The following is a 19,686-nucleotide window of genomic DNA, read 5'->3' on the forward strand; positions in this document are numbered from 1 at the left end:
GCCGCCATGCCGTCGCCGCGCATCAACGTCCTCGTCGCCGGGACCGCCCTGGACTCGGGGGTGCTCGCGCAGCTCACGCGCGTCGAGGTGCGCGAGAGCGACTGCGATCCGAGCGTGCTGGCGCTGCGCTTCAGCCTGGTCCAGCGGGCCAACGGTGAGTTCGGCCCGCTGGACGACAGCTTGTTCGAGCCCGGCGCGGCGATCGCCCTCGAGATGGAGCCGCCCGGCGGGTTGCTCCAGCGGCTGTTCGATGGCTACTGCACGCACATTCGCCCGCACTTCGAGACCGCTGCCGAGAACGCGTACCTCGAAGTCCTGGCGATGGATGCCGCGGTGGTGCTGGACGCCGAGGAGAAGATCGCGGCCTGGCCCAACGTCAAGGACAGCGACGTTGTCGGCCAGATCCTGTCCGGCTACCAGATCGCGGCCGAGGCCGACGATACCCAGGCGCAGTACGACGAAGACCGGCAGCGGCTGACCCAGCGCGCCACGGACTGGCGGTTCCTGCAGCACCTGGCGCACCGCAACGGGATGCGCTTCTGGTTCGAGTACAACGAAAACTCCCGCCGCCTGGTCGGGCATTTCACCGCACCCGACGTGGGTGGCCGGCCCCAACCCGACGTGGTCCTGCTGCAGGAAGGTGCCTGCCTGAACTGGGCCGACGTGCAGCTGCTGGCCACCGGACCGGTCACGGTGGCCGGTGCCGCGATCGACCCGATAGGCAAGCGCATCATCCGGGCCGCGGGCGATCCCGTCCGCGACGTCATGGGCGGCGACGAAGCGGCAGGACCGGTGTCCTCCGGCCTTACTGCCGCCGGTGCTGCCACGGCGACCGCGCAGCTGACCGCTCCGCCGCCGCTGGACGAGGCGCTCGGTCCGGCGGCGTCAGCGGCCACCGATGATGCCCGGTTCGTGGTCGAGCTGCGAGCCGAGCTCGACCCGGCGCTGTACCGCGGTCTGCTGCGGGCCCGTCGTCCTGTCCTGGTCCGCGGTGTGGGGCGACGCTTCTCGGGCGTCTACTACGTGCAATCGGTGCGCACCACGATGGAGGACAACCGACTGCTGCAGACCTTCGCGGCGCTGCGCAACGCCACCGGTCAGAGCGGGCAGGAACGCTTCGGCCAATCCGCCGAGGAGGTGCCCGCCACGTGATCCAGGACGCACGACACCACGATCCGGACGGCGCGTGGCCGGTGGCGAGGTTCTACGGCAAGTACCACGGCGTGGTCGCGGACACCGACGACCCACTGAAGATCGGCCGGATCAGGTCGACCGTTCCGGCAGTCCTCGGCGAGGACGTGCAGACCGGGTGGGCGCTGCCGTGCCTGCCTGCGGGTGGTGCCAAGGACACCGGACTGCTGTTCCTGCCGTCGGTCGGCGCCACCGTATGGATGGAGTTCGCGGCGGGAGACATCTCCCAGCCGATCTGGAGCGGCTGCTTCTACGGCGCGCCGACCAGCACCGGCGGAGCCGACGACCTGGGCTCTGCCACCGGTCCCGAGACCCCGCAGTCGGACGGACAGGATCCGTCGCCGACCCGCTGGGTACTGCGCACGGCTGGTGGACACGAGCTGACCTTCGACGACGACGGTGAGGTCGTGCTGCTGAAGAACGGGAACGGCAAGACCTCAGTGCGCTTCGAGCAGGACGGCACCGTCGTGGTGAGCGCCGACACGATCAAGCTGGGGGCGTCGGCCGCGGAGAAGGTGGTGCTCGGCGACACCTTCATGACCTTCTTCAACGCGCACACGCATCCCACCGGTGTCGGGCCGTCGGGGCCGCCCGTGACGGCGATGTCGTCCAGCCAACTGTCGGCCAAGGTGACCACCGAGTGAGCGGGAGGGAGAGACGATGGCACTGAGTTCTGCGAGTCTGTCGAGCAGCCTGCGTGACCGGTGGCTGCCGGCGGATGACGGCCCGTACGCCGACAGCGCCACCGCCTCGGGCGACGCGTTCGCCGCAGCGGTCAGCAGCTGGTTCGCGAACGCCACGGCCGGGCCGTACCCGTGCTCGACTGCGACGGCGCGACGTGGCCAGCTCGCCTCCAGCGCCGGGGCCGCTCTGGCTGCCGGGCGAGCCGAGGCGGCGGGTGCGCTGTTGGCCACGGCGCTCGTGGCCTATATGGCCGGTCAAGCCTTCGGGCCCGGTGTCGCATCGCCACCGCTGGGCCCGGCTCTCGCACAGACGGCCCTCACCGGTGTGTTCGCCGACCTGGACACCGCGACGTCCGACCGGGCCGACCGGATGGCGCAGGCCGTCTGGGCCCTGGCTCTGACCACGATCGTGGTCTTCCCGCCCGTCATCTCACCGCCGGCGCCGGTGTCGTGATGGCCTTCATCCACCAGCCGTTCAAGCTGCGCGACGAGCGCGGCGCGATCGCGATCATCGACGACGCCGACCGCCACCTGCGGGACAAGGTGCTCGCGGTCTTGTTCACCGCGCCAGGGGAGCGGGTGAACAACCCGCGCTTCGGAGTCGGTCTGAACCGCACCGTCTTCGAGCAGCTCGACGACCTGACCGCCGCGGCGGTGGAGTTCCGGATCGCCGAGGGCCTGCGCCGTGAGCTGGGCGCCGAGGCCGAGGTGGGGGCGGTCGACACCCAGATAGGCCCGGCTGAGGGGGAGTTGCTGGTCGTCATCAGCTACACCCGCCGTGTGGATCGCGCGGCCCGCACCCTGGAGATCGCGCTGTGACCGCGCTGGTGTGGGACGGCGGCCATCTCGACGGCACGCCGTGGCAGGGGATCCGGCACCTGTCGATCACGATCGAGACATCGGCGACGCCGCCGGTGATCCTGGTCGCCCACCTCAACCAACCGGTCGGCACGCTGCGGCCCGACCAGGTCCGGATCTCGGGCATGCGCCGACCGCCGCCGCGGTACCGGGTCCGCGTGGACCCGGTAACGGCGCCGCTCGAGGTCCGCGTCGAGTTCGACGGCTGGGGCGACCATGCGCCGTACACCTTCACGCTGACCGACGGCGGGGGAGCGCCGCTGCACCCGTTCTACGCCACGGCCACCTTCTGGTTCACCATCGACTGCTCCTGCGGGGACTGCCGACCGAGCTCCGCGCAGGCCGCTCTGCAGCCGATGCAGCCTCCTGCGGTCGACCTGCTCACGAAGGACTACACCGGTTTCGTCGCCTTGCTCACCGATTGGGTCAGCGTCAACGCGCCCGACGTGACCGACCTGTCCTCGGCCGCCTTCGAGCAGGTGCTGCTCGAGCTGCTCGCGTGGGCCGGCGACTTGACCAGCTACTACCAGGACCGCGTCGCCGCCGAGGCGTTCATCGAGACTGCCACGCAGCGGTTCTCGCTGCGCCAGCACGCCGCGCTGCTGGGCCAGCGGCTGGACGACGGCCGTACGGCGAGCACCGTGCTGGCGTTCGACCCAGCCGTTTCCGGATTCGTGCCGGAAGGGCTGAGCGTGCGGATGCCGACCGGCCCCGACGAGGTCCCTGTGGCGTTTGCGGTCACGGCCCGTACGCCGGTCGCCGCCGAGCACGCCTCGGACCGGCTGGTGCCCGCAGCGTTTCCCGGTGCGCCGGACGCACAGCTGCCGGCCGGAGCACGCAGCCTGCTCGTCCTCGGCCACGACGTGCACCTGACCACTGGCGACCGGCTCGCCTTGGTGCAGGGATCGTTCTGGCAGGTCGTCACGCTGGACCGGCCGGTCGAGCAATTCGTCGAGCCGGGGTGGGTTGCCGACCCTGCTGACGACTTCGACCCGCTCACGGACCAGCCCACGCGGGTGACCAGGATCAGCTGGACCGATCCGCTGACTCGGGCGCTGAGCCCGTGGCAGGGGCCGCGGCTGAAGCTGCACGCCAACCTCGTCGACGCCCGGGCCGGGCTGCCCCGCATCGCGACCAGCGCGCCCGGCGTCCCGCCATCGGGCCGGGTCGGTCTCGCGCTTGACGATCCTTCCACCGTCGCCGCACGGAGCAGCACCGGCGCACTCCAACTGCGCTCTCTGCGGGTGCCCGAATGGCCAGTGGCGTACGACGATCTGCCGGATGGCGTGGGCACGGCACCGGCGGTGCAGGTCAGCGTCTCCGGCCAGGCATGGACCCAGGTCGAGCACCTGCGGGCCTCGCGCTCCTACGACCTGCACTACACCGCCCAAGCGGACGAGGACGGTGCCGTCTGGCTCGGTTTCGGTGACGGCGTCTCCGGACATGAGGTCGCCCTGGAGGCGCCGGATATGCCGTCCGCGCTGATCGAGATCGCCTACCGGCTCGGTACCGCGGGGACTGGCGACGCCGGCCTCGACACGCTGACCCGGATCGTGCCGCCGGCCACCGGCACCGACGAGGAGGTGACGCTTCAGGCGCTCGGCGATGTCCGCGTGACCAACGTGACGCCCGGACTCGGCTCCCGGCCACCAGCGTCGCTGGAGCGGATCCGGCAGGACGTACCGGCCGCGCTGCACCATGGCGACCTGCAACGGGCGGTCTCCCTGGAGGACTACGCGCAGGTGGCCATGCAGGTGCCCGGAGTGGGACGAGCCACCGCGCGGGGCGGTGGTCGGCTCTTCAATACCGTGACAGTCCTGATCGATCCGCAGGGTTCGCAGGAGCTCGACCTGCGCCTGCGGCAGGCCGTCGAGGAGCACCTGAACCGGTTGCGTATGGCGGGCCGCGAGCAGGTGGTGATGGCCGCGCAGTACGTGCCACTCGATGTCGCGCTCGAGGTGTGCGCGGCCGCCGGAGTCCCCGCGGACGTCGTTCGGGAGCGGGTGCTCGCCGAACTGAGGCCTGGCAGCGACGCCCGGCCCGGCTGGTTCCACCCCGACCGGCTGAGCTTCGGCGACGCTGTCCACCTCGGCGACCTGCTTGCGTACGTGCAGGGCATCCCTGGAGTGCGCGCGGTGAAGGCCACTCGGTTCGCCCCGCTCGGCGACGTGGCGGGGCCGGCAGTGCGCGACGTGATCGCACTCGGCCGCAGTGCGGTCGCCCGGATGGACGCCGATCCCGAGGTCCCCGAGAACGGCAGCCTCGAGGTACTGGCTCTGGGCCTGGACGTCGATGCCGAACCGTTCCTGGTGGACGCAGGCCCGGCGCAAGTGGTGACGCCGTGAGTCGCCCACCTCGTCCACACCCGGACCGCTCCACCGGCGGGTCGCGGACCGATGCCCAGGATCGGCTGGACTACCTGCCGCTGGCGTACGCCGAGCTGCTCAACATCGAGCAGCAGGTCGCCGTCCGTGCGCTGGGCCGCGGCACCAACCGGACCGCCGACGTGGCGGACACCTTCATGCAGCTTTCGGCGCTGGTCGGGCACGTGCTGGCGGTCTACCAGCGGCAGTTCGCGCGGGAGGCGTTCATCAGCACGGCGCAGGCGCCGTCCAGTCTGGTCCGGCACGCACATCGGCTCGGCACCGAACCCGACCCGGGGCTGGCGGCTTCGGGGTACGCAGCCCTGTTCACGAAGGCCGGGGTGAGCGGTGTGATCCCGGCCCGACAGCCGCTGGCGAGCATCCCGGTCGGCGAGGCCAAGGCCCAGGATTACGAGACACGAGAGGACGTTACCGTCGACGCGACACTGAACGAGCTGCGGCCCGTGCACGCCACTCGTGGCCAGACCGTGCCGCAGGGCGCTACGTCGCTGGTGCTCGACGGGGTCGGGCACAGGCTGGAACCGGGCGACCAGATCGTCCTGATCGGAACCTCCTGGCAGGGACTCGTGGTGGACGCGGCTGAGGAGTCGTCCGGGCAGACGATGGTCCGCCTGCGGCAGGGCGTCGCCGACGAGATCGGCTCCACCGGCGGTGCGCTGGTCACCGCGCATCCGCAGCTACGCAGCCGATCCTTCGGTATGGGCGCCAATCCGGTGCTCTACCCGCCGACGGCGATCCGCACCGCCACGAACGTCGAGGGCACCGCCAACCTCCGTTGGTGGTTCACCGTGTCGCGCACCGACAAAGCGCCGTACCGGGACGATGACATCTATCTGGCCGACCAGCTGTCCCGCCCTGCGGGCCAAGACTGGGTACTGGGATCGACCGGCGCCGGGCTGGACGTGTTCCGACTCGTCGCGGAAGGCCTCGCCACCGTGGTGCTGAATCGGGCCGAACAGGTCGACGTCACTCCGGCTGTCGTCACCATCACGCCGAAGGACGGCGGCTTCGTGAGCACCGTCGCGCCGGCCACCGTCAAGCAGTTCGTCACCCGGACCCAGCACCTGTCCGGCACCGTCACCGTGGTCCGGGTCACCGATCAGCAAGGACGCGCCGTCGGGCGTGCGGCTCAGCCGGTCGAGACCGATTGGGCGACGGGCTGGCAGGTGCGTGCGCCGCTCGCCGCCGCGGTGCCGAATTCCGACACGCTCAGCCAGCCCCTGCTGCTGCCGGGGGTGCTGCCCGCGCTCGCCCCGGGCCGGGCCATGATCTTCGCCGACCCGTCGAGCGGCGCCGCCCAGGTGGTCCGGCTGCGTCGGGTCGAGCTCGACGAGCAGGCCGACGTGACCCGGGTGGAGTGGGATCCGCTGACCCCCGATCCGCCGCAGGCCTGGACTCTTGACCGGCTCGTGGTGCATGCCAATGTAGCGGCGGTCTCGCACGGCAGGACCGTACGCGAGGAGCTGGCGTCGTCGGACGGGGTCACGCCGTTCCAGCGGAGGCCGTTGAAGGAGTCGGGGCTGACCTATCTGCCCGGTGCTGCCGGTGCCGAGCCCGAGCTGGAACTGCGGGTCGCCGGCGTGCGCTGGGCGCGGGTGGCCGACTTCGCCGGCAGCGGCCCGGACGACCGTCACTACCGCATCGTCCTTGACGCCGAGGGAGTGACCGCGGTCCTGTTCGGCGACGGGCGGACCGGTGCCGTCCCGCCGGCCGGGGCAGTGGTCGAGGCCACCTACCGGGTCGGCCGCGGCACAGTGGGCAACGTCGACGCCGGGCGGCTCAGCCGGATCAAGCGGGCCCACCCACTGCTGGACCACGTGCTGAACCTGACTCCGGTCCACGGCGGCACGGAACCACCGAGTTCGCAGGACGTCCGGTCGCAGGCAACGCGCCGGATACGGACATTCGACCGGGCCGTCTCGGTCTCCGACCTCGCCGACCTGGCCTTGACCATGCCCGGCATCGCCCGGGCCGCGGCGCGGTGGGACCAGCGGCAGGGTGCCGTACTGGTGGTGGCGACCGCGCAGGGCGATCCGCCGAATCCGATGAGCGCGGTGCGGGCCTTCCTGGACGCACGCCGCGACACCGGTGTCCCGTTGACGTTGCGCGGGCCGTCGCCGCACGACATCGAGCTCGTCGTCCAGGTCGAGTCGGATCCGGACTGGCTGCCCGATGCGGTGGCTTCGGCGGTGCGGGCTGCCCTCGGCGCTCGGTTCTCCTTCCCCGCCGAGCAATTGGCCGGGCCCGGGTTCCTGAGCGAGGTCTACGCGCTGCTGGAGGGTCTGCCGGGCGTGCTCTCCGTCCGCGTGACACGTTTCGCCTCGCTGGGCGGGACCGGGATCGCCGACGCCGTTCAGCCCGCGCTGGAAGGTTGGCTGCGCCTGCTGCCGAGCAACCTGGGCGTGACGGTCGCCGCGAGGCCGCGATGACTGCCGGCGCGCACCTGCCCTTCGTGCCGTCCGGACTGATCGGCGAGGCGCTAGCAGATCACCCGTACGACGTGGATGTCGCCGCCGACCTGGCGATGCGGCTCTTCGAGGCGCTCCCCGCGATGTACCGCTTGCCCGATCTGCCGCCGCAGGGCCGCGCCGACCTGCTACGGCTGCTCTGTGTGCTGGCGACCCCGCTGGCCACGGTCCGGCAGAGCGTGCAGGAGTTGCATGCCGACCTGTTCGTGGACACCGCCGGCGACGCGATGATCCCGTATCTGGCCCAGATGGTCGGTACCGCTCTGGTCTTCCCGGACGCCGCGTCCAACCGGCGGGACGTGCGCGGCACGGTCGGGTGGCGGCGGCGCAAGGGCACGCCGACAGCCCTGGAGGAGATGGGCGGAGAGCTCACCGGCCAGGCCGTCGTACTGCAGGAGGGCTGGAAACGGGTGCAGCTCGCGCAGGACCTGAACCTGTTGCGGCTGGAGCGGACAGCGGTCGACATCCGGCCGGCTGTGGTCGCCGAGCAGACCCGCGGGCCGCTGGATGCGCTCGCGCACGCGGTTGACATTCGCGCTGTCGGTGCCCGCACCGGCCGCAACCACCCACGGCATCTGGCGCACTGGATGTTTCCGACGTTGACCTTCCCGCTGGCCTCCGCCACGCCGCAGAACCGCACCGGGGTAGGCACCGACCTGCGGTACGTCGTCGACCCGCTGGGGTCGCGGCGCGCGTTGCGAGCCCGGCGTCCCACCGGAGATCGGCGGCCGTTCACCGACCGCATCCCTGAGCAGCACTTCGCCGCCGACCCGGGGCGATGGTTCGACGCGGAGGGCGGGTTCATTGTCCGGCTGTGCGGCGTCGCGGCCGGCGTCGCGGTGCCGTCCGGCCCCGTGCCCGGTGCCGCCCGGGCCCCCTCGACAGGTCCCGCCACGCGGGCCTTGGCCCAGGGCACAGTCACGATCACGATGCTGGACCGGCCCAGCCGGGGCTGGCGCGGCACGGTCCGGCTGGAGCTCGGCCTGGCCTCGTTGTCCGGCACCGGCACGGCCTGGCATCCGACGCCCGCAGGCTCGTTCGCGCAGCGAGCCTTCATCGACCTCGATGCGTCCGGCGTCGTGCAGTCGTTCTCCAGTACCGCGCCCAACCCTGGTGGCGTGCGCGTCGTCATGCTGCGACTGTCCACCCCGGATGGCGCGGGCCGGTTCTTTCCTGGCGCCACGGTGGCGATCGAGGGTGGAGGTCCGGCCGCCGGCACCGAGACCACGGACTCCGACCTGGCCCGCGAGGGCTTCCTCACCGGGGCTCTGCACGTCCAGGTACCGCCCGTCCAGGTACACGGCGAGTGGTTCGCCTTGGTCGCACTCGACGGCAGCATCTATCGGATCGAAGAAGGTGGGGCGCTCGTCGACCACCCGGTGGTCGACGGTGAGCGTCGGCTGGCGCCGTCCGCGCTGGCGACGACCGGACCGGGTGCCGCCTGGCCACCAGGTGCGGCGCGGTCCGAGCCGGTGATGCTGAACCAGGCCCCGGCACCGGGCCGCGGCCCGGCACTCCTGCACGGCGTCCGGGCAGTGCGCCGTACCGCTGCGGGGTACGCCGGCATCGCGCCGTCCGCCCGCTGCGCGCTCACGCTGGCGCTCCAACTGGAGCGACCTGGTGGCGCAGTGTTCCGGCCCTTCCAACGCCTCGCCTGGATCGGTCCGGACCCGGTCGACGCCACCTGGGACGTGCTGGACGACGCGGGCCTGGCCGTACCGGCTGCCCAGTTGGCCGATCGCGTCGCTGCGATTGCCCGGCTGGCCAGGGACGAGGCCGGCCGCAGCGCCATCGCGATCCGCTTCGAGTCCTCGTCGACGGGAGCTTCGTCCTGGCCGGGCGAGCTGGCTTGGACCACGGACGACGGCCGCACCGTGCTCGTTCACCTACCGCAGCTCGACACTGCACCCGTTGCCGGAGCGCAGTTCTGGCCGACCGATCCGGTGTACTCCAACCTCACCGAGCCGGTCCGGATCGGAGCGGACGGCTCGACCTGGGCAAGCGGGTCGACGGCCCTACGCCGGATGTCGCTCGGCGAGGTCGCGCCGCTGGCCGGACCGGTCGCGCTGCAGCGCCGCAGGGTGCACCGCCGCGTGCTGTGCGCCTGGGACGCGGAGGACCCGACCAGTTCACCGCCGCTGCTGCTCGCTCCGACCCGGCCCGGCCGCCTCGACATAGACGTCGCGCACGGGCTTGTCTCCATGAGCGCAGCCGACGGACTGCCCAGCTGGCCGCCCGGGCCTCCCGGAGGGCCGCCCGTTCCCGCCGCCGTCACGGTCGGCTACGAGGATGGCGCCACAATCCACCTAGGCGCACTGCCCGCCGCCCGCGAACCGGTGCTGGATCGCCGCCTTCCCCGCCCGACCCGGCTGGTCTGTGGCAGCGGTGTCCTGCACCGGGACGCCCCGCCGGACTGGCACGCCATCCCGCGCTACTCCACGCTCGCAGCAGCCCTGAACGCGATCTCCGCCGATTGGGCCGCCCTCACCGGCGATCAGAACGGCCGGCTGTTCGAAGAGGTGGTGCAGTTTGAGGACGACGCCACCTATGCCGGCGAGACCCCGCGCTGGCCACGGGGTCCCGCCGACCCGGCAGCGCGAGACTCAGTCACCCTGCGGCTCACCCTGCAGGCCGCCGAACGGCAGCGACCGATCGTGCTGGTGGACAAGGTGGCCGGCTGGGCACCACCGGCCGCGGCCGTGACCTACGACAGGGTGGCGCTGTGCGGGATCGCTTTGGGTGGCCCTGGCTGGGCCGGACCGGTCGTGCCGCCGTCGCGTGAGGTCCGGATCGAGCTGACCACCATGCTGCACGCCGAGAACACCATCTCCTGCACCACGCCGGACGAGGGTGGGCGCGTCGACGTACGGCTGTGCCAGACGGCCGGGCTGCGGCTGACCGGGCCTGGCACGCTCGCGGTGCAGGACAGCGTGGTGGATGCCGCCTCGGGCGTCGCGATCGACGTTCCGTCGGCCAGGGCAGAGCTCACCCGGGTCTCGGTCGGCGGCACCGTCACCACCCGCGAACTGCAGGCCGACACGGTGATCTTCGACGGCGACGTGACGGTGCAGGACCGCTTCCACGGGTGCGTGCGGTACGCCCGTGCGACCGGCGACTCGGTCCTGCCGCAGGCGCATCGGGTGGTTTTCGACGTGCCGTTGCGGATCGTGTCGCGCAACCGCCGCGACCCCGGGTGGTGGCGGCTGCGTGAGGACTGCGACCGCGCGATCAGCGCGGGCGCACAGGACGGCGGCGAGCTCGGGGCCTTCGGGTCGGCGCAGCTCACCGCCCGTCTGGCCGGCTTCCGCCGGCGGCTGGCCGAGTTCACTCCCGCCGGTCTGGTGACCGGCATCATCAGGGTCGACTGAGGAGGCATCGTGCACGGGGACTTCTCCCGGGGCCACGAACCGGACCGCGTTCGAGGGCGCGACTACCGTCGGGTCCTTCTCCAGCAGGGCCGCCCGGTGCTGGACAGCGACGTCGCGGCCACCGTCGACTCGCTGCTCGACGAGGTCCGGGCGACCACCCGCGCGCTCGGTTGCACCGCGGGCAGCACCGATCTCGGCTACCTGATCACTCCGGGCCGCCTGGTCACGATCTTCTCCCGGGTCGCCCGCGGCCTCCAGGTGATGTCCGGCAGCCCCGACGCGTGGGTGGACTTCCGCCGTCGGTACGCCGGTCGCTATCCAGCGCTGCACCTCGCGGCGCCGGCCGGTCCGGTGCGGGTGCAGGTACCGGTCATCCAGCCCGTCGTCGCCGGACCGGCCGGGATCCGGCTGACGTTGTGGGCGATCGTCGAGTCGGCCACGAGTCTCACGGTCAACGGCGTATCGGTCGACCTCGCACCGACGTCGGGCGGTGGCCCGGTGCCTTCGACCTTCACGGTGACCGGCGGCACGATCGGCCGGATCGAGCTCGAACTGGATGAGGGCGAGGTGTGGCTGTATCAGCTGGAGCAGTACCAGCCGGTCGGCCCGTACGGCATGTTCGCGATCTCGTCAGGCACTTACCAGGTCGACGGTCTGGTCGTGCACACGCGCGGCGGGCGGTTCCCGGCGGCGACGTTCCCGGAGTCGGACGGCTTCGCGTGGCAGGGCAGCCCGACCCCGACGCCACCGCTGCCTGGCCTGACGTGGGTGCCGACCGCGGGCGAGCGGGCCGTCGCCTACCTGGAGGTGTGGGAGCGCCTGATCACTGCGGTGGAGGACCCGGGCATCCGTGAGGTCGCGTTGGGCGAGACCGACACCAGCGTGCGCACCGAGCTGATCGGCCAGGTCAAACTGGCGGAGGTCGGCGCGGCGATCCCGGTGCCGGGCCAGATCGGCCAGGTGATGCGGGCTTTCAACGCGGTCGAGACCTCCGGCGGGGAGTTGGAGGTCAGCGTGCCGACCGGCACCACCACGACCGACCCCTGCGCGGTACCGCAAGCCGACGGGTACTCCGGCGACGACAACCGGCTGTACCGCATCGAGGTGCACCGCGGCGGTTCGCTGGCCCAACTGCAGCTGAAGTGGTCCCGGGACAACGGCAGCGAGCTGTTCACCTCCACCCTGTCCACGACCGGCGACCTGATCCTGGAGGCCGGTACGCCGCTCGCGGCCGGTGACCTGGTCGAGGTGCTGAGTGGGGTGATCGACCTCGGGGACGACGCACACGCGATGGTCGCGCCCGGATCCTTCGTGCCCGCGCAGCGCGCCGTCGGGCAGCTCGGACAGTTGGTCGAGGTGACGAGCCAGGCCGGGGACGACACGGTGCGCTTCCGGCTCGCCGAGGTCGCCGACGCGAACGTGCAGTTGCCGCTGGACGACCGGTACGGCGACCTCGCGCGAACCGGGATGAAGCTGCGCCGCTGGCACGGCCTGCTCGATCCACAGCAGCTTGCCGGCGGCAACCCCGCGACCGGGGGCCCTTATGTCCTCGAGGACGGCGTCAGGGTCACGATGACCGGAGCGGGCACTTACCGGCCGGGCCAGTACTGGCAGTACCAGGCCCGCACCGGGACGGCGCCGCCCGAGCCGTGGCAGCGCAGTCCCCACGGTCCGGCACGGCGGTTCGCTCCGCTGGCGCTCCTTCGGCTGCCTGAGTCCTCGCCTCCGGGCACCAGCCACGACAGTCCGTGGGAGCTGCTGGCCTGGCTGGACGATCGGTTCGACCACCTGTGCGAGCTGGAGTCCGACGGTGTCGCCTTCGACGGCGACCGGGTCGGCACCGGCAGCAACACCGTGCAGGAGGCGCTGGAAGAGTTGTACGGCCGGATACCGGAGACGCAGACCTGGCCGACGGTGGCCGGGAAGGGAATCAGCTGGCGCAACGACCGGCCGTTGCCCCTGTCGCAGTTCAGCGAGGGCCTGCGCGTCACATTCTCCGAGGAGATGCACCCGGCTACGGCCAGCCCGTCGTCGTTCGTGGTCACCCTGGAAGTGCCCGAACCCGGAAGCCCACGGTCGACCAGGCCGCTGATCGTCGACGGCTCGGTCAGCGTCGCGGGCCACACCTGGACCTTCGTCCCGTTGGGGATCCAGGCCAACCAGGTCGCCGACTGGGCCGAGGCCCTCGGCGGTGGCGTGCGCTGCCGGGTGCGGCTCGCCTCCGACGTCATCCTGGACCGCGCCGGCGAACGCCCGCTGGACGGCGACGCCACCGGGCTGCTGCAGGATGACGGCTACGAGACGTTCGTGGACCTCAGGTTGCCCTCCGGTGACGGCAATCGCGGCGGCGACTTCCACAGTTGGTTTTTCCTGGACGGCCCACCGGCATTCGCCCGGGTGGAATCCGTCACCCCGGCCGACGCCGAACGGATCACCCCGGACGCGCAGATCGGCGCCGTGATGATCTCCTTCAGCCAGGCCGTACGCTTCGACAGTCTGACGCCGGACACGGTGCAGGTCTTCGTCCGGCCGGAGAACGAGGCCGGCGACGGCACGCGGGTGCCGGGCAGGATGCAGCCCTATCCCTTCGAGCCCGATCCACGGCTGGTCTCCCGGATCACCTTCGCCCCGGACGACCCGACCCTGCTGCGGCCGGATCCCGGTGCGCTGGATGTTGCGCGGGTCTTCACCGTGCGCGTGCTCGGGGCCGGCGACGATCCGGTGCTGGACGGCGAGGGCCGGCCACTGGATGGCGCCGGGACGGGTGAGCCGTCGGACTTCACCTCACAGTTCGTCCTGGCCCGGCAGGCGTAGATGGAACTGCTGGGAGCACTCGACGACGCGGCCACCCGCTACGCGCGGTCGGTCAGCGCGGCGGTGGCGGCCGAGACGTTGGGGGACCTGCTCGGTGTTTACCTGGCCGGTTCTGGTGCGACCGGACGGTTCGTGCCCGGCCGCAGCGACCTGGACCTGTTCGTCGTACTGCGCGACTGGGTGCCGGCCGAGCGCGGGCGAGCGTTGCTGGCGGCGGCCCGCGCAGTACGCCGTCCCCGGTCGGTGAAGGGCCTGGACCTGTGGGTGGTGCCGGAGTCCGAGACGCGCGAGCCGCGGGCGGACCCGCGGTACGTCGCCTGGGCGCTGACAGCGATCGACAGCGAACTGATCGGCGGGGCGGAGCAGCCCGGCGACGCCCGGCTGGCGTTGATGTTCGCGATGTGCCGGCAGCACGCGATCGCCCTGCACGGCCCGGCGGCGGCTACGGTGTTCGCCGACGTCGACTCGGCCTGGATGATCGGCGCCATGCGGGTGGACCTGCGGATGACGGGCCCGGCCGGCTGGTACCGGGTACTGAACGCCTGCCGAAGCATGCACTACCTCGACACCGGCCGGCTCTGCGGGCGCTCGGCCGGGGCCCAGTGGGCCCGCGGCAGAGTCCGCGACGTGGCGCTGCTGGACGATGCGCTGGCGTGGCGGGAGCGCGGAAGCGGACCTGTCATGGACCCACAGCGGGTGGCCGCGTTCGTGGAGCCGGTCCTGGCGCAACTGGAGGGCAGGGCAGGAGCGGGGGACCTGCTCGGTGTCCCGGCGGTCGAGGCCCTACCTCGGGTCACGTTCGTCGACGACACACCGATGGTCAGCTGCGTCATCCGGGCGCCGGCGAACCCTGAGCTGCTGTCGCTGGCGGCCCGGCGGTTCGCCGAGCAGCAGTGGCCGCACCGCGAACTGGTCGTGCTGGTGCCCGCTTCCGGTGTCACGGCGAGCGTGTTGCCGGTGGATGACCGGATCCGCACGGTCGTCGTGCCGCCCGCGGACGAGGCCGAGTGGGCCGGTTACGCGCTGCAGCAGGCGAAGGGTCCGGTCGTCGCCACCTGGGACGCGGCCACCTGGTACGCCCCGGACCGGCTCGCCCAGCAGGTCAGCGAGCTGCTGTCGACGAACGCCCACAGGTTGGTCGCGCCGTCCGTACTGGCGTACGACCCACAGACCCGGGAGGCTCGGTCCCTGCGCGATCCCGCAACGCTCGAGCAGGTCACGCTCTGCGCCCGGCGACACGCCTGGGACCAGTTCGGCACCATCGCCCGGCGGGGTGAGCGCGGTGAGCTGGCCGTGCGGCTGGGGCCCATCGAGGAGGAGGGCGAGCCGGCCTCGCTCGCCGAGGTGGCCGCGCTGATCGGCAGCGAGCTGGAGACCTATGCCGTCGCGGTGGTCACGGCGACGTCGGCCGCTGCGTGGCGTCCAGCCGTGTCGTGCCTGATGCCGACGTACAACCGGCGCGCCTTCGTCGCCCGGGCGATCCGCTACTACCTGCAGCAGGACTATCCGAACCGTGAACTCGTCGTGCTGGACGACGGCGAGGACCGGGTCGAGGACCTGGTGCCGAGCGACGAACCGTCCATCCGCTACCTGCGACTGGACGGGCGGGCCACGATCGGCCGCAAGCGTCAGATCGCCTGCGAAGCGGCGGACGGTGACGTGCTGGTGCAGTGGGACGACGACGACTGGTACGGCCGGACCCGGCTGAGTCGGCAGGTCTCGCCACTGGCGACCGGGTCCGCCGACATCGCGGGCATCCTCAAGGGCTACCTGGTGGACCTGCCCAAGTTCCGGTTCTACAAGGGCGGCCCACCTTTGCACGAGGGCAACCTGCACGCCTCGATCGTCGCCGGCACGCTGGCCTTTACCCGGCCGGCCTGGCGGAGCACCGGCGGCTACCCGGACTGCTCGATCGGCGAGGAGGTCGCCCTGCTGCGCGCGGTGATGCAGCGCGGCGGCCGGGTGGCGCCGATCGTCAACGACGGCATCTACATCCTCGTGCGGCACCAGGCGAATTCGTGGCGGCTGAACTACGACGCCGAGCGCGGTCCGGCCGGCTGGTCCGAGGTGGCCGCGCCCGAGTTCCTGCCGGCCGACGATCTCTCGTTCTACCGCGCGTTGCGCTAGCGACCGACCGCGCCTCACGGCCGGGCAAGCTGGGCCAGCGCGTGATCGAGGATCCGCTCGGCGTCGCCGAGCTCCTGGCCGGCCGCCTTGCCGATGTCGCCGGACGAGGGCACCGCGACAGCCTCGGCGCGCAACGCGCCGTGCGTGGTGTTGCCCTGCGCGGTGACGTGCTCGCCCTGCACCATCTGCCAGGTGAAGGCCTGGTACCACTGCTGCTCGCCGCGCAGGAAGGCCATCACCTGCTGCCGGAACTGGGCGTCGGCGGCGGGTGTGTCGGCGTCCGGGCGCTGCACGTAGACGGCCGTCATCGCGGCGAGGTCAGCCGCGCCGCTGGACCGGCGGCTGCCTTCACCGACGTCCTTGGCGTTGCCCGCTCCCTTGTAGATCATGATCGTGGTCAGGGACGCGTCCTCGGTGCTGAGGTTCTTCCGCCTCGCCTTGGCCTCGACGCCGAGCGCCTCCCACAGACCACGGACCACGACGAAGGGCACGACATGCTCGGAACGCAGTGACCACAGCGGAACTCCCGCGTCCTCGAGTCGCGACGGCTGCGACCCATGCCGCTCGATCTTGCCGAGGTTGGGCGCGCTGCCGCCGGGGCCGGTCGCAGGCATGTTGGTGCTGATCCAGTCCGCCACCAGCATGGCCGCAGCTTGCCGATCCTTCTTCGTCTTGGCGGCATTGAACCTGCCTACCAGGGCCTCCAGCGCAGTGTCTTTGATCGTCGTCACCAGGACCGGACTGGAGTGCAGGGCCAGTACGCCGCTCGGGCCGTCGTTCTTCAGGTGATGCGTCACGCCGCCGACCGGCACGAGTTCGTCGATGACGTCCGAAGGCTCCCCTTCCGGTGAGGTCGGGTCGGGCTTCTTGCCCAGCCCGAGGGTGTCCAACGCGGCCTTGCCCAGCCGCAGAGCCTGCTCGATCAGCCAGTCGATGGCCTGGTCCACCAGTTCTCGCAGCCTCTTGATGATCTCGACGATCCTGTCCGGCATGTTGCCCAGGCCGACCTGGTTGGCCAGGAAGCCGATCGCGATGGGGATGATCGAGGCGAGGCCTTGCTCCAGCATCTGCGCGCCCGGCACCACGTTGCCCACCGCCACTGCGGCGATCGTGCTGACGTACTTGTCCAGGACCTCGAGCAGGTCACGCAGGTACTCGACGGCGGACTGCACCGCGTTGAAGATCGCGATCGCGCTGTTGATCACAGCCATGATGCCGGACGGATCGAGGAAGCTGAGCAGCTTGACCGTGGCCGATGCGATCACGGTCTTCGTGATCCAGGACAGGGCCATGCCGAGGAGCGTTTGCCACAGATTGGACAGCTGGCCGGACAGGAACCGCCACACTGCCGGCAGACCCTCGCGCTGCACGTCCGCGACGAACTGCCAGGCGCTGCCCAGCGTGTCGATCGCGCCGCGGAGCAGCAGCACCTTCTCCGGGCCGATGTGCTCGCCGAGCTTGGTCCACAGGTGCTCGACGCTCAGCCCCATCACGCCCAGAACCAGGTCGAGGATCGAGGCGAGCGAGAAGTCCGTCGGAAGCTTGATGTCGACCTGACCGAGGCCGCGGAACAGCCAGGCGACGAGACCGTCCAGCAGGTAGCCGCCGATGTGGTCGAAGAAGTTGACGAAACCCAACTTCAAAGCGGCCAGCACGTTGCGCAGGAAGCCGACGGGGTCCCGGCGGATGTCGTCGATCGCTTGCAGGGTGTTCGTGATGAGGTGCCCGAGAAGCTCGGTCGGGAAGTTCATCAGCTTGAGGATCAGCGTGAGCACCACCTCGAGGACGACGCTCACGAACTCGGCGAGCCGGGCCAGCGGTTCGCCGAACCGCGCGACGATCCGCCGGAATGCCTGGACCGGCGCCAGCAGGTCGTCGAGGCTGAGCGTGTCCCAGACCCCGCGGAAGGTGGCGACGACCATCTCCAGGGAGATTCCGAGCCGCTCCATCGCGCTCTCGATCTTCTCCGCGGCCTCGGTGATGACGCCGGACTTGTCCAGCTCGTCGTAGATGGCTGCGCCATTGGGCAGCAGCGTGATGAACCCGCGGATCAGGTTGACCGGGGTCCGGGGGACGGCTTCGCCGGTGAACGGGTTCTGCCCGATGATCACGGTCATCAGGTGGAATCCGGGCACCTCGTGAGCGTGCTCGCTCAGCCGGCCCAGCAAAGCCTTCTTGACCAGCTCGAGGATCTTGCCGATCAAGGTCAGGCCGAAGTCCGCGATCCGCCGGACCAGGCCGATCGCCCGGTCGGCCAGCGCGGGCAGGGTGTCCAGCAGATCCGGCAGATTCTGCGGCTGGATCGCGGCCCAGGCCTCGGCGAACAGTGCGCCGAGGTCGGTGACGATGCCGACGAAGGTGAGCAGTTGCAGGTCCAGCCAGTCGGCGGTCTCTTGCAGCGTGCCACGTTCCCGCATCTGCTCCAGCCGCTGCGTCTGGCCGATCAAGGTGAGGAAGTCCGCGATGATCTGCGCGGTCGGCACCACCACCTCGACGCCGCGCAGCGGGTCGTAGTGCAGGACCTCCTTGGCCAGGTTCCAGACCGGCGCGATCTCGGGTCGCTGCAGGAACGGCTCGGCCACCGCGACGACGGCCCGGCGGACCAGGATCAGCACCTGCTCGATCAGCCCGTCCACCATCGACCGCAGGTCGGCCAGGAAGGCCTCGACGTACCTGCGCAGGATGGCCGCGTTGCCGTCGATGCCATTGACGACGGACACCTCGTCCCAGGCCGAGCTCAGGTCCCGCCCGACCCGGGCCAGGGTCAGGTCGTGGGCAGCGAACTGCGCCGTCACGGCCGCGAAGATCTCCTGCACGATGGCCAGCCCGCGCAGGACCGTGCTCACCGCCGGGCCGAACGGTCCGTACGTCAGTACGGCGTCGAGCAGCCCTTCGAGGTCGACGCTGACCGGCTCGCCCGTCAGCAGGTCCTCGCCCACCACGTAGGTGAGCGCGTCGTAGCCGGGGATGGCTCGCACGACCGAGCGGATACCGTCGATCAGCCAGTCCGGGATGAGGTCGTCGACCGACACGTCCGGCAAGAGGTCGGAGATCGAGCGCATCGCGACAGGCGGGGCACGGCGATTCGCCATGCCCTGCTGGACGACGTGGGTCGCCTCGTGCGCGATCAGCGCGACGTCGTGCGGCGAGGACTCGGGCGCCAGGTGGATTGTGCTCCCAGCGGTGAAGGCGCGGGCGCCGAGCGCGCGGGCCGCCGTACCCGATTCGGCGTCCTGGCGAATGCGGACTCCCGACAGGTCGGCGCCAAGCAGCGGCTCGATCCGGCGTCGTACGGACTCGGGGATCGAGCTGCCCACCCCGGATCGCGCGACCGCCGCGTCGACCCGCAGCGCGACCCGATCTTCCATCGCGGTGCCGAGTCCGCTCCCGGTGGCCACCGGGAGCCCTTCTCCGCAGCGATGGTTTCGGTGCTGTTGATGAACGGTGTCTCCGCGCAGAACGCGCGCCGCGACGGCGTCGGCCTGGACCTCCCACGGGTCCGACGGGCTGGTGACGTGAAGCTTGGTGAATACCCGCGGCGGCGCCCTGGCGCGCTGAGGCCTCGACGGTCCGGCGGTGGTGGGGCGGTCCGGCGTCCTTACCCGCTGCGACGCGACGCGGTCGCGATGACGCTGCTCGGGGTAGGGCCGCGGTAAGCGCGGTCGCGGGGGACGGCCTGGCCTGCGTGGCTCGTGAAGGCGACTCGCGGCCTCGACCCGATCGCGGGTGCTCACCGGGGTCCCGCGGTGCTCGCGGGGTCCTTGCCGGTTCGGCTCGTCGAGGTCGGCCTCTG

At 71.3% G+C, this 19,686-nt stretch carries 10 protein-coding genes; 9 read left to right on the forward strand and 1 reads right to left on the reverse strand.

The annotated features are described in order from the left end of the window. The first annotated feature begins 6 nt into the window (after nucleotides 1–6). Genes ABD255_RS01535 through ABD255_RS01575 form a run of 9 tightly spaced genes read left to right on the forward strand, consistent with a single transcriptional unit; the run spans nucleotide 7 to nucleotide 15,893 of the window. Complete coding sequence (locus ABD255_RS01535) at nucleotides 7–1,152, forward strand: phage late control D family protein (RefSeq protein ID WP_344208909.1); 1,146 nt, start codon at nucleotides 7–9, stop codon at nucleotides 1,150–1,152. Beyond that, a complete protein-coding gene (locus tag ABD255_RS01540; RefSeq protein WP_344208910.1) occupies nucleotides 1,149–1,835 on the forward strand; it encodes a phage baseplate assembly protein V in 687 nt (228 codons plus the stop codon). The genes ABD255_RS01535 and ABD255_RS01540 overlap by 4 nt, the downstream gene beginning before the upstream one ends. 16 nt (nucleotides 1,836–1,851) lie before the next feature. Then, the gene (locus tag ABD255_RS01545) at nucleotides 1,852–2,328 is read left to right on the forward strand and encodes a hypothetical protein (protein WP_344208912.1); all 477 of its coding nucleotides are present in this window, start codon (nucleotides 1,852–1,854) and stop codon (nucleotides 2,326–2,328) included. Further along, complete coding sequence (locus ABD255_RS01550) at nucleotides 2,328–2,693, forward strand: GPW/gp25 family protein (protein WP_344208914.1); 366 nt, start codon at nucleotides 2,328–2,330, stop codon at nucleotides 2,691–2,693. Before ABD255_RS01545 ends, ABD255_RS01550 begins: the two co-directional genes overlap by 1 nt. Then, nucleotides 2,690–5,077 (forward strand): baseplate J/gp47 family protein, encoded by a 2,388-nt coding sequence (locus ABD255_RS01555; RefSeq protein ID WP_344208916.1) that lies wholly within the window; start codon nucleotides 2,690–2,692, stop codon nucleotides 5,075–5,077. Before ABD255_RS01550 ends, ABD255_RS01555 begins: the two co-directional genes overlap by 4 nt. Then, complete coding sequence (locus ABD255_RS01560) at nucleotides 5,074–7,545, forward strand: baseplate J/gp47 family protein (protein ID WP_344208918.1); 2,472 nt, start codon at nucleotides 5,074–5,076, stop codon at nucleotides 7,543–7,545. Before ABD255_RS01555 ends, ABD255_RS01560 begins: the two co-directional genes overlap by 4 nt. Continuing rightward, nucleotides 7,542–10,952, forward strand: a complete 3,411-nt coding sequence (locus ABD255_RS01565) for a hypothetical protein (protein WP_344208920.1) — start codon at nucleotides 7,542–7,544, stop codon at nucleotides 10,950–10,952. Before ABD255_RS01560 ends, ABD255_RS01565 begins: the two co-directional genes overlap by 4 nt. Nucleotides 10,953–10,961: 9 nt before the next feature. Beyond that, nucleotides 10,962–13,766, forward strand: a complete 2,805-nt coding sequence (locus tag ABD255_RS01570; RefSeq protein ID WP_344208922.1) for a DUF6519 domain-containing protein — start codon at nucleotides 10,962–10,964, stop codon at nucleotides 13,764–13,766. After that, a complete protein-coding gene (locus ABD255_RS01575; RefSeq protein ID WP_344208924.1) occupies nucleotides 13,767–15,893 on the forward strand; it encodes a glycosyltransferase in 2,127 nt (708 codons plus the stop codon). It begins immediately after the preceding gene. 14 nt (nucleotides 15,894–15,907) lie between these two features. Here the strand turns inward: ABD255_RS01575 and ABD255_RS01580 are convergent, their stop codons facing one another. After that, nucleotides 15,908–19,291: an eCIS core domain-containing protein gene (locus ABD255_RS01580; protein WP_344208926.1), complete on the reverse strand. Its 3,384-nt coding sequence runs from the start codon at nucleotides 19,289–19,291 to the stop codon at nucleotides 15,908–15,910. Nucleotides 19,292–19,686 lie beyond the last annotated feature (395 nt).

Source organism: Kribbella sancticallisti (genome assembly GCF_039530625.1).
Classification (GTDB): domain Bacteria; phylum Actinomycetota; class Actinomycetes; order Propionibacteriales; family Kribbellaceae; genus Kribbella; species Kribbella sancticallisti.

Coding starts and splice junctions, on each gene's coding strand:
- ABD255_RS01535 (WP_344208909.1), top strand. CDS start 7: ATGCCGTCGCCGCGCATCAACGTCCTCGTCGCCGGGACCGCCCTGGAC.
- ABD255_RS01545 (WP_344208912.1), top strand. CDS start 1,852: ATGGCACTGAGTTCTGCGAGTCTGTCGAGCAGCCTGCGTGACCGGTGG.
- ABD255_RS01550 (WP_344208914.1), top strand. CDS start 2,328: ATGGCCTTCATCCACCAGCCGTTCAAGCTGCGCGACGAGCGCGGCGCG.
- ABD255_RS01565 (WP_344208920.1), top strand. CDS start 7,542: ATGACTGCCGGCGCGCACCTGCCCTTCGTGCCGTCCGGACTGATCGGC.
- ABD255_RS01575 (WP_344208924.1), top strand. CDS start 13,767: ATGGAACTGCTGGGAGCACTCGACGACGCGGCCACCCGCTACGCGCGG.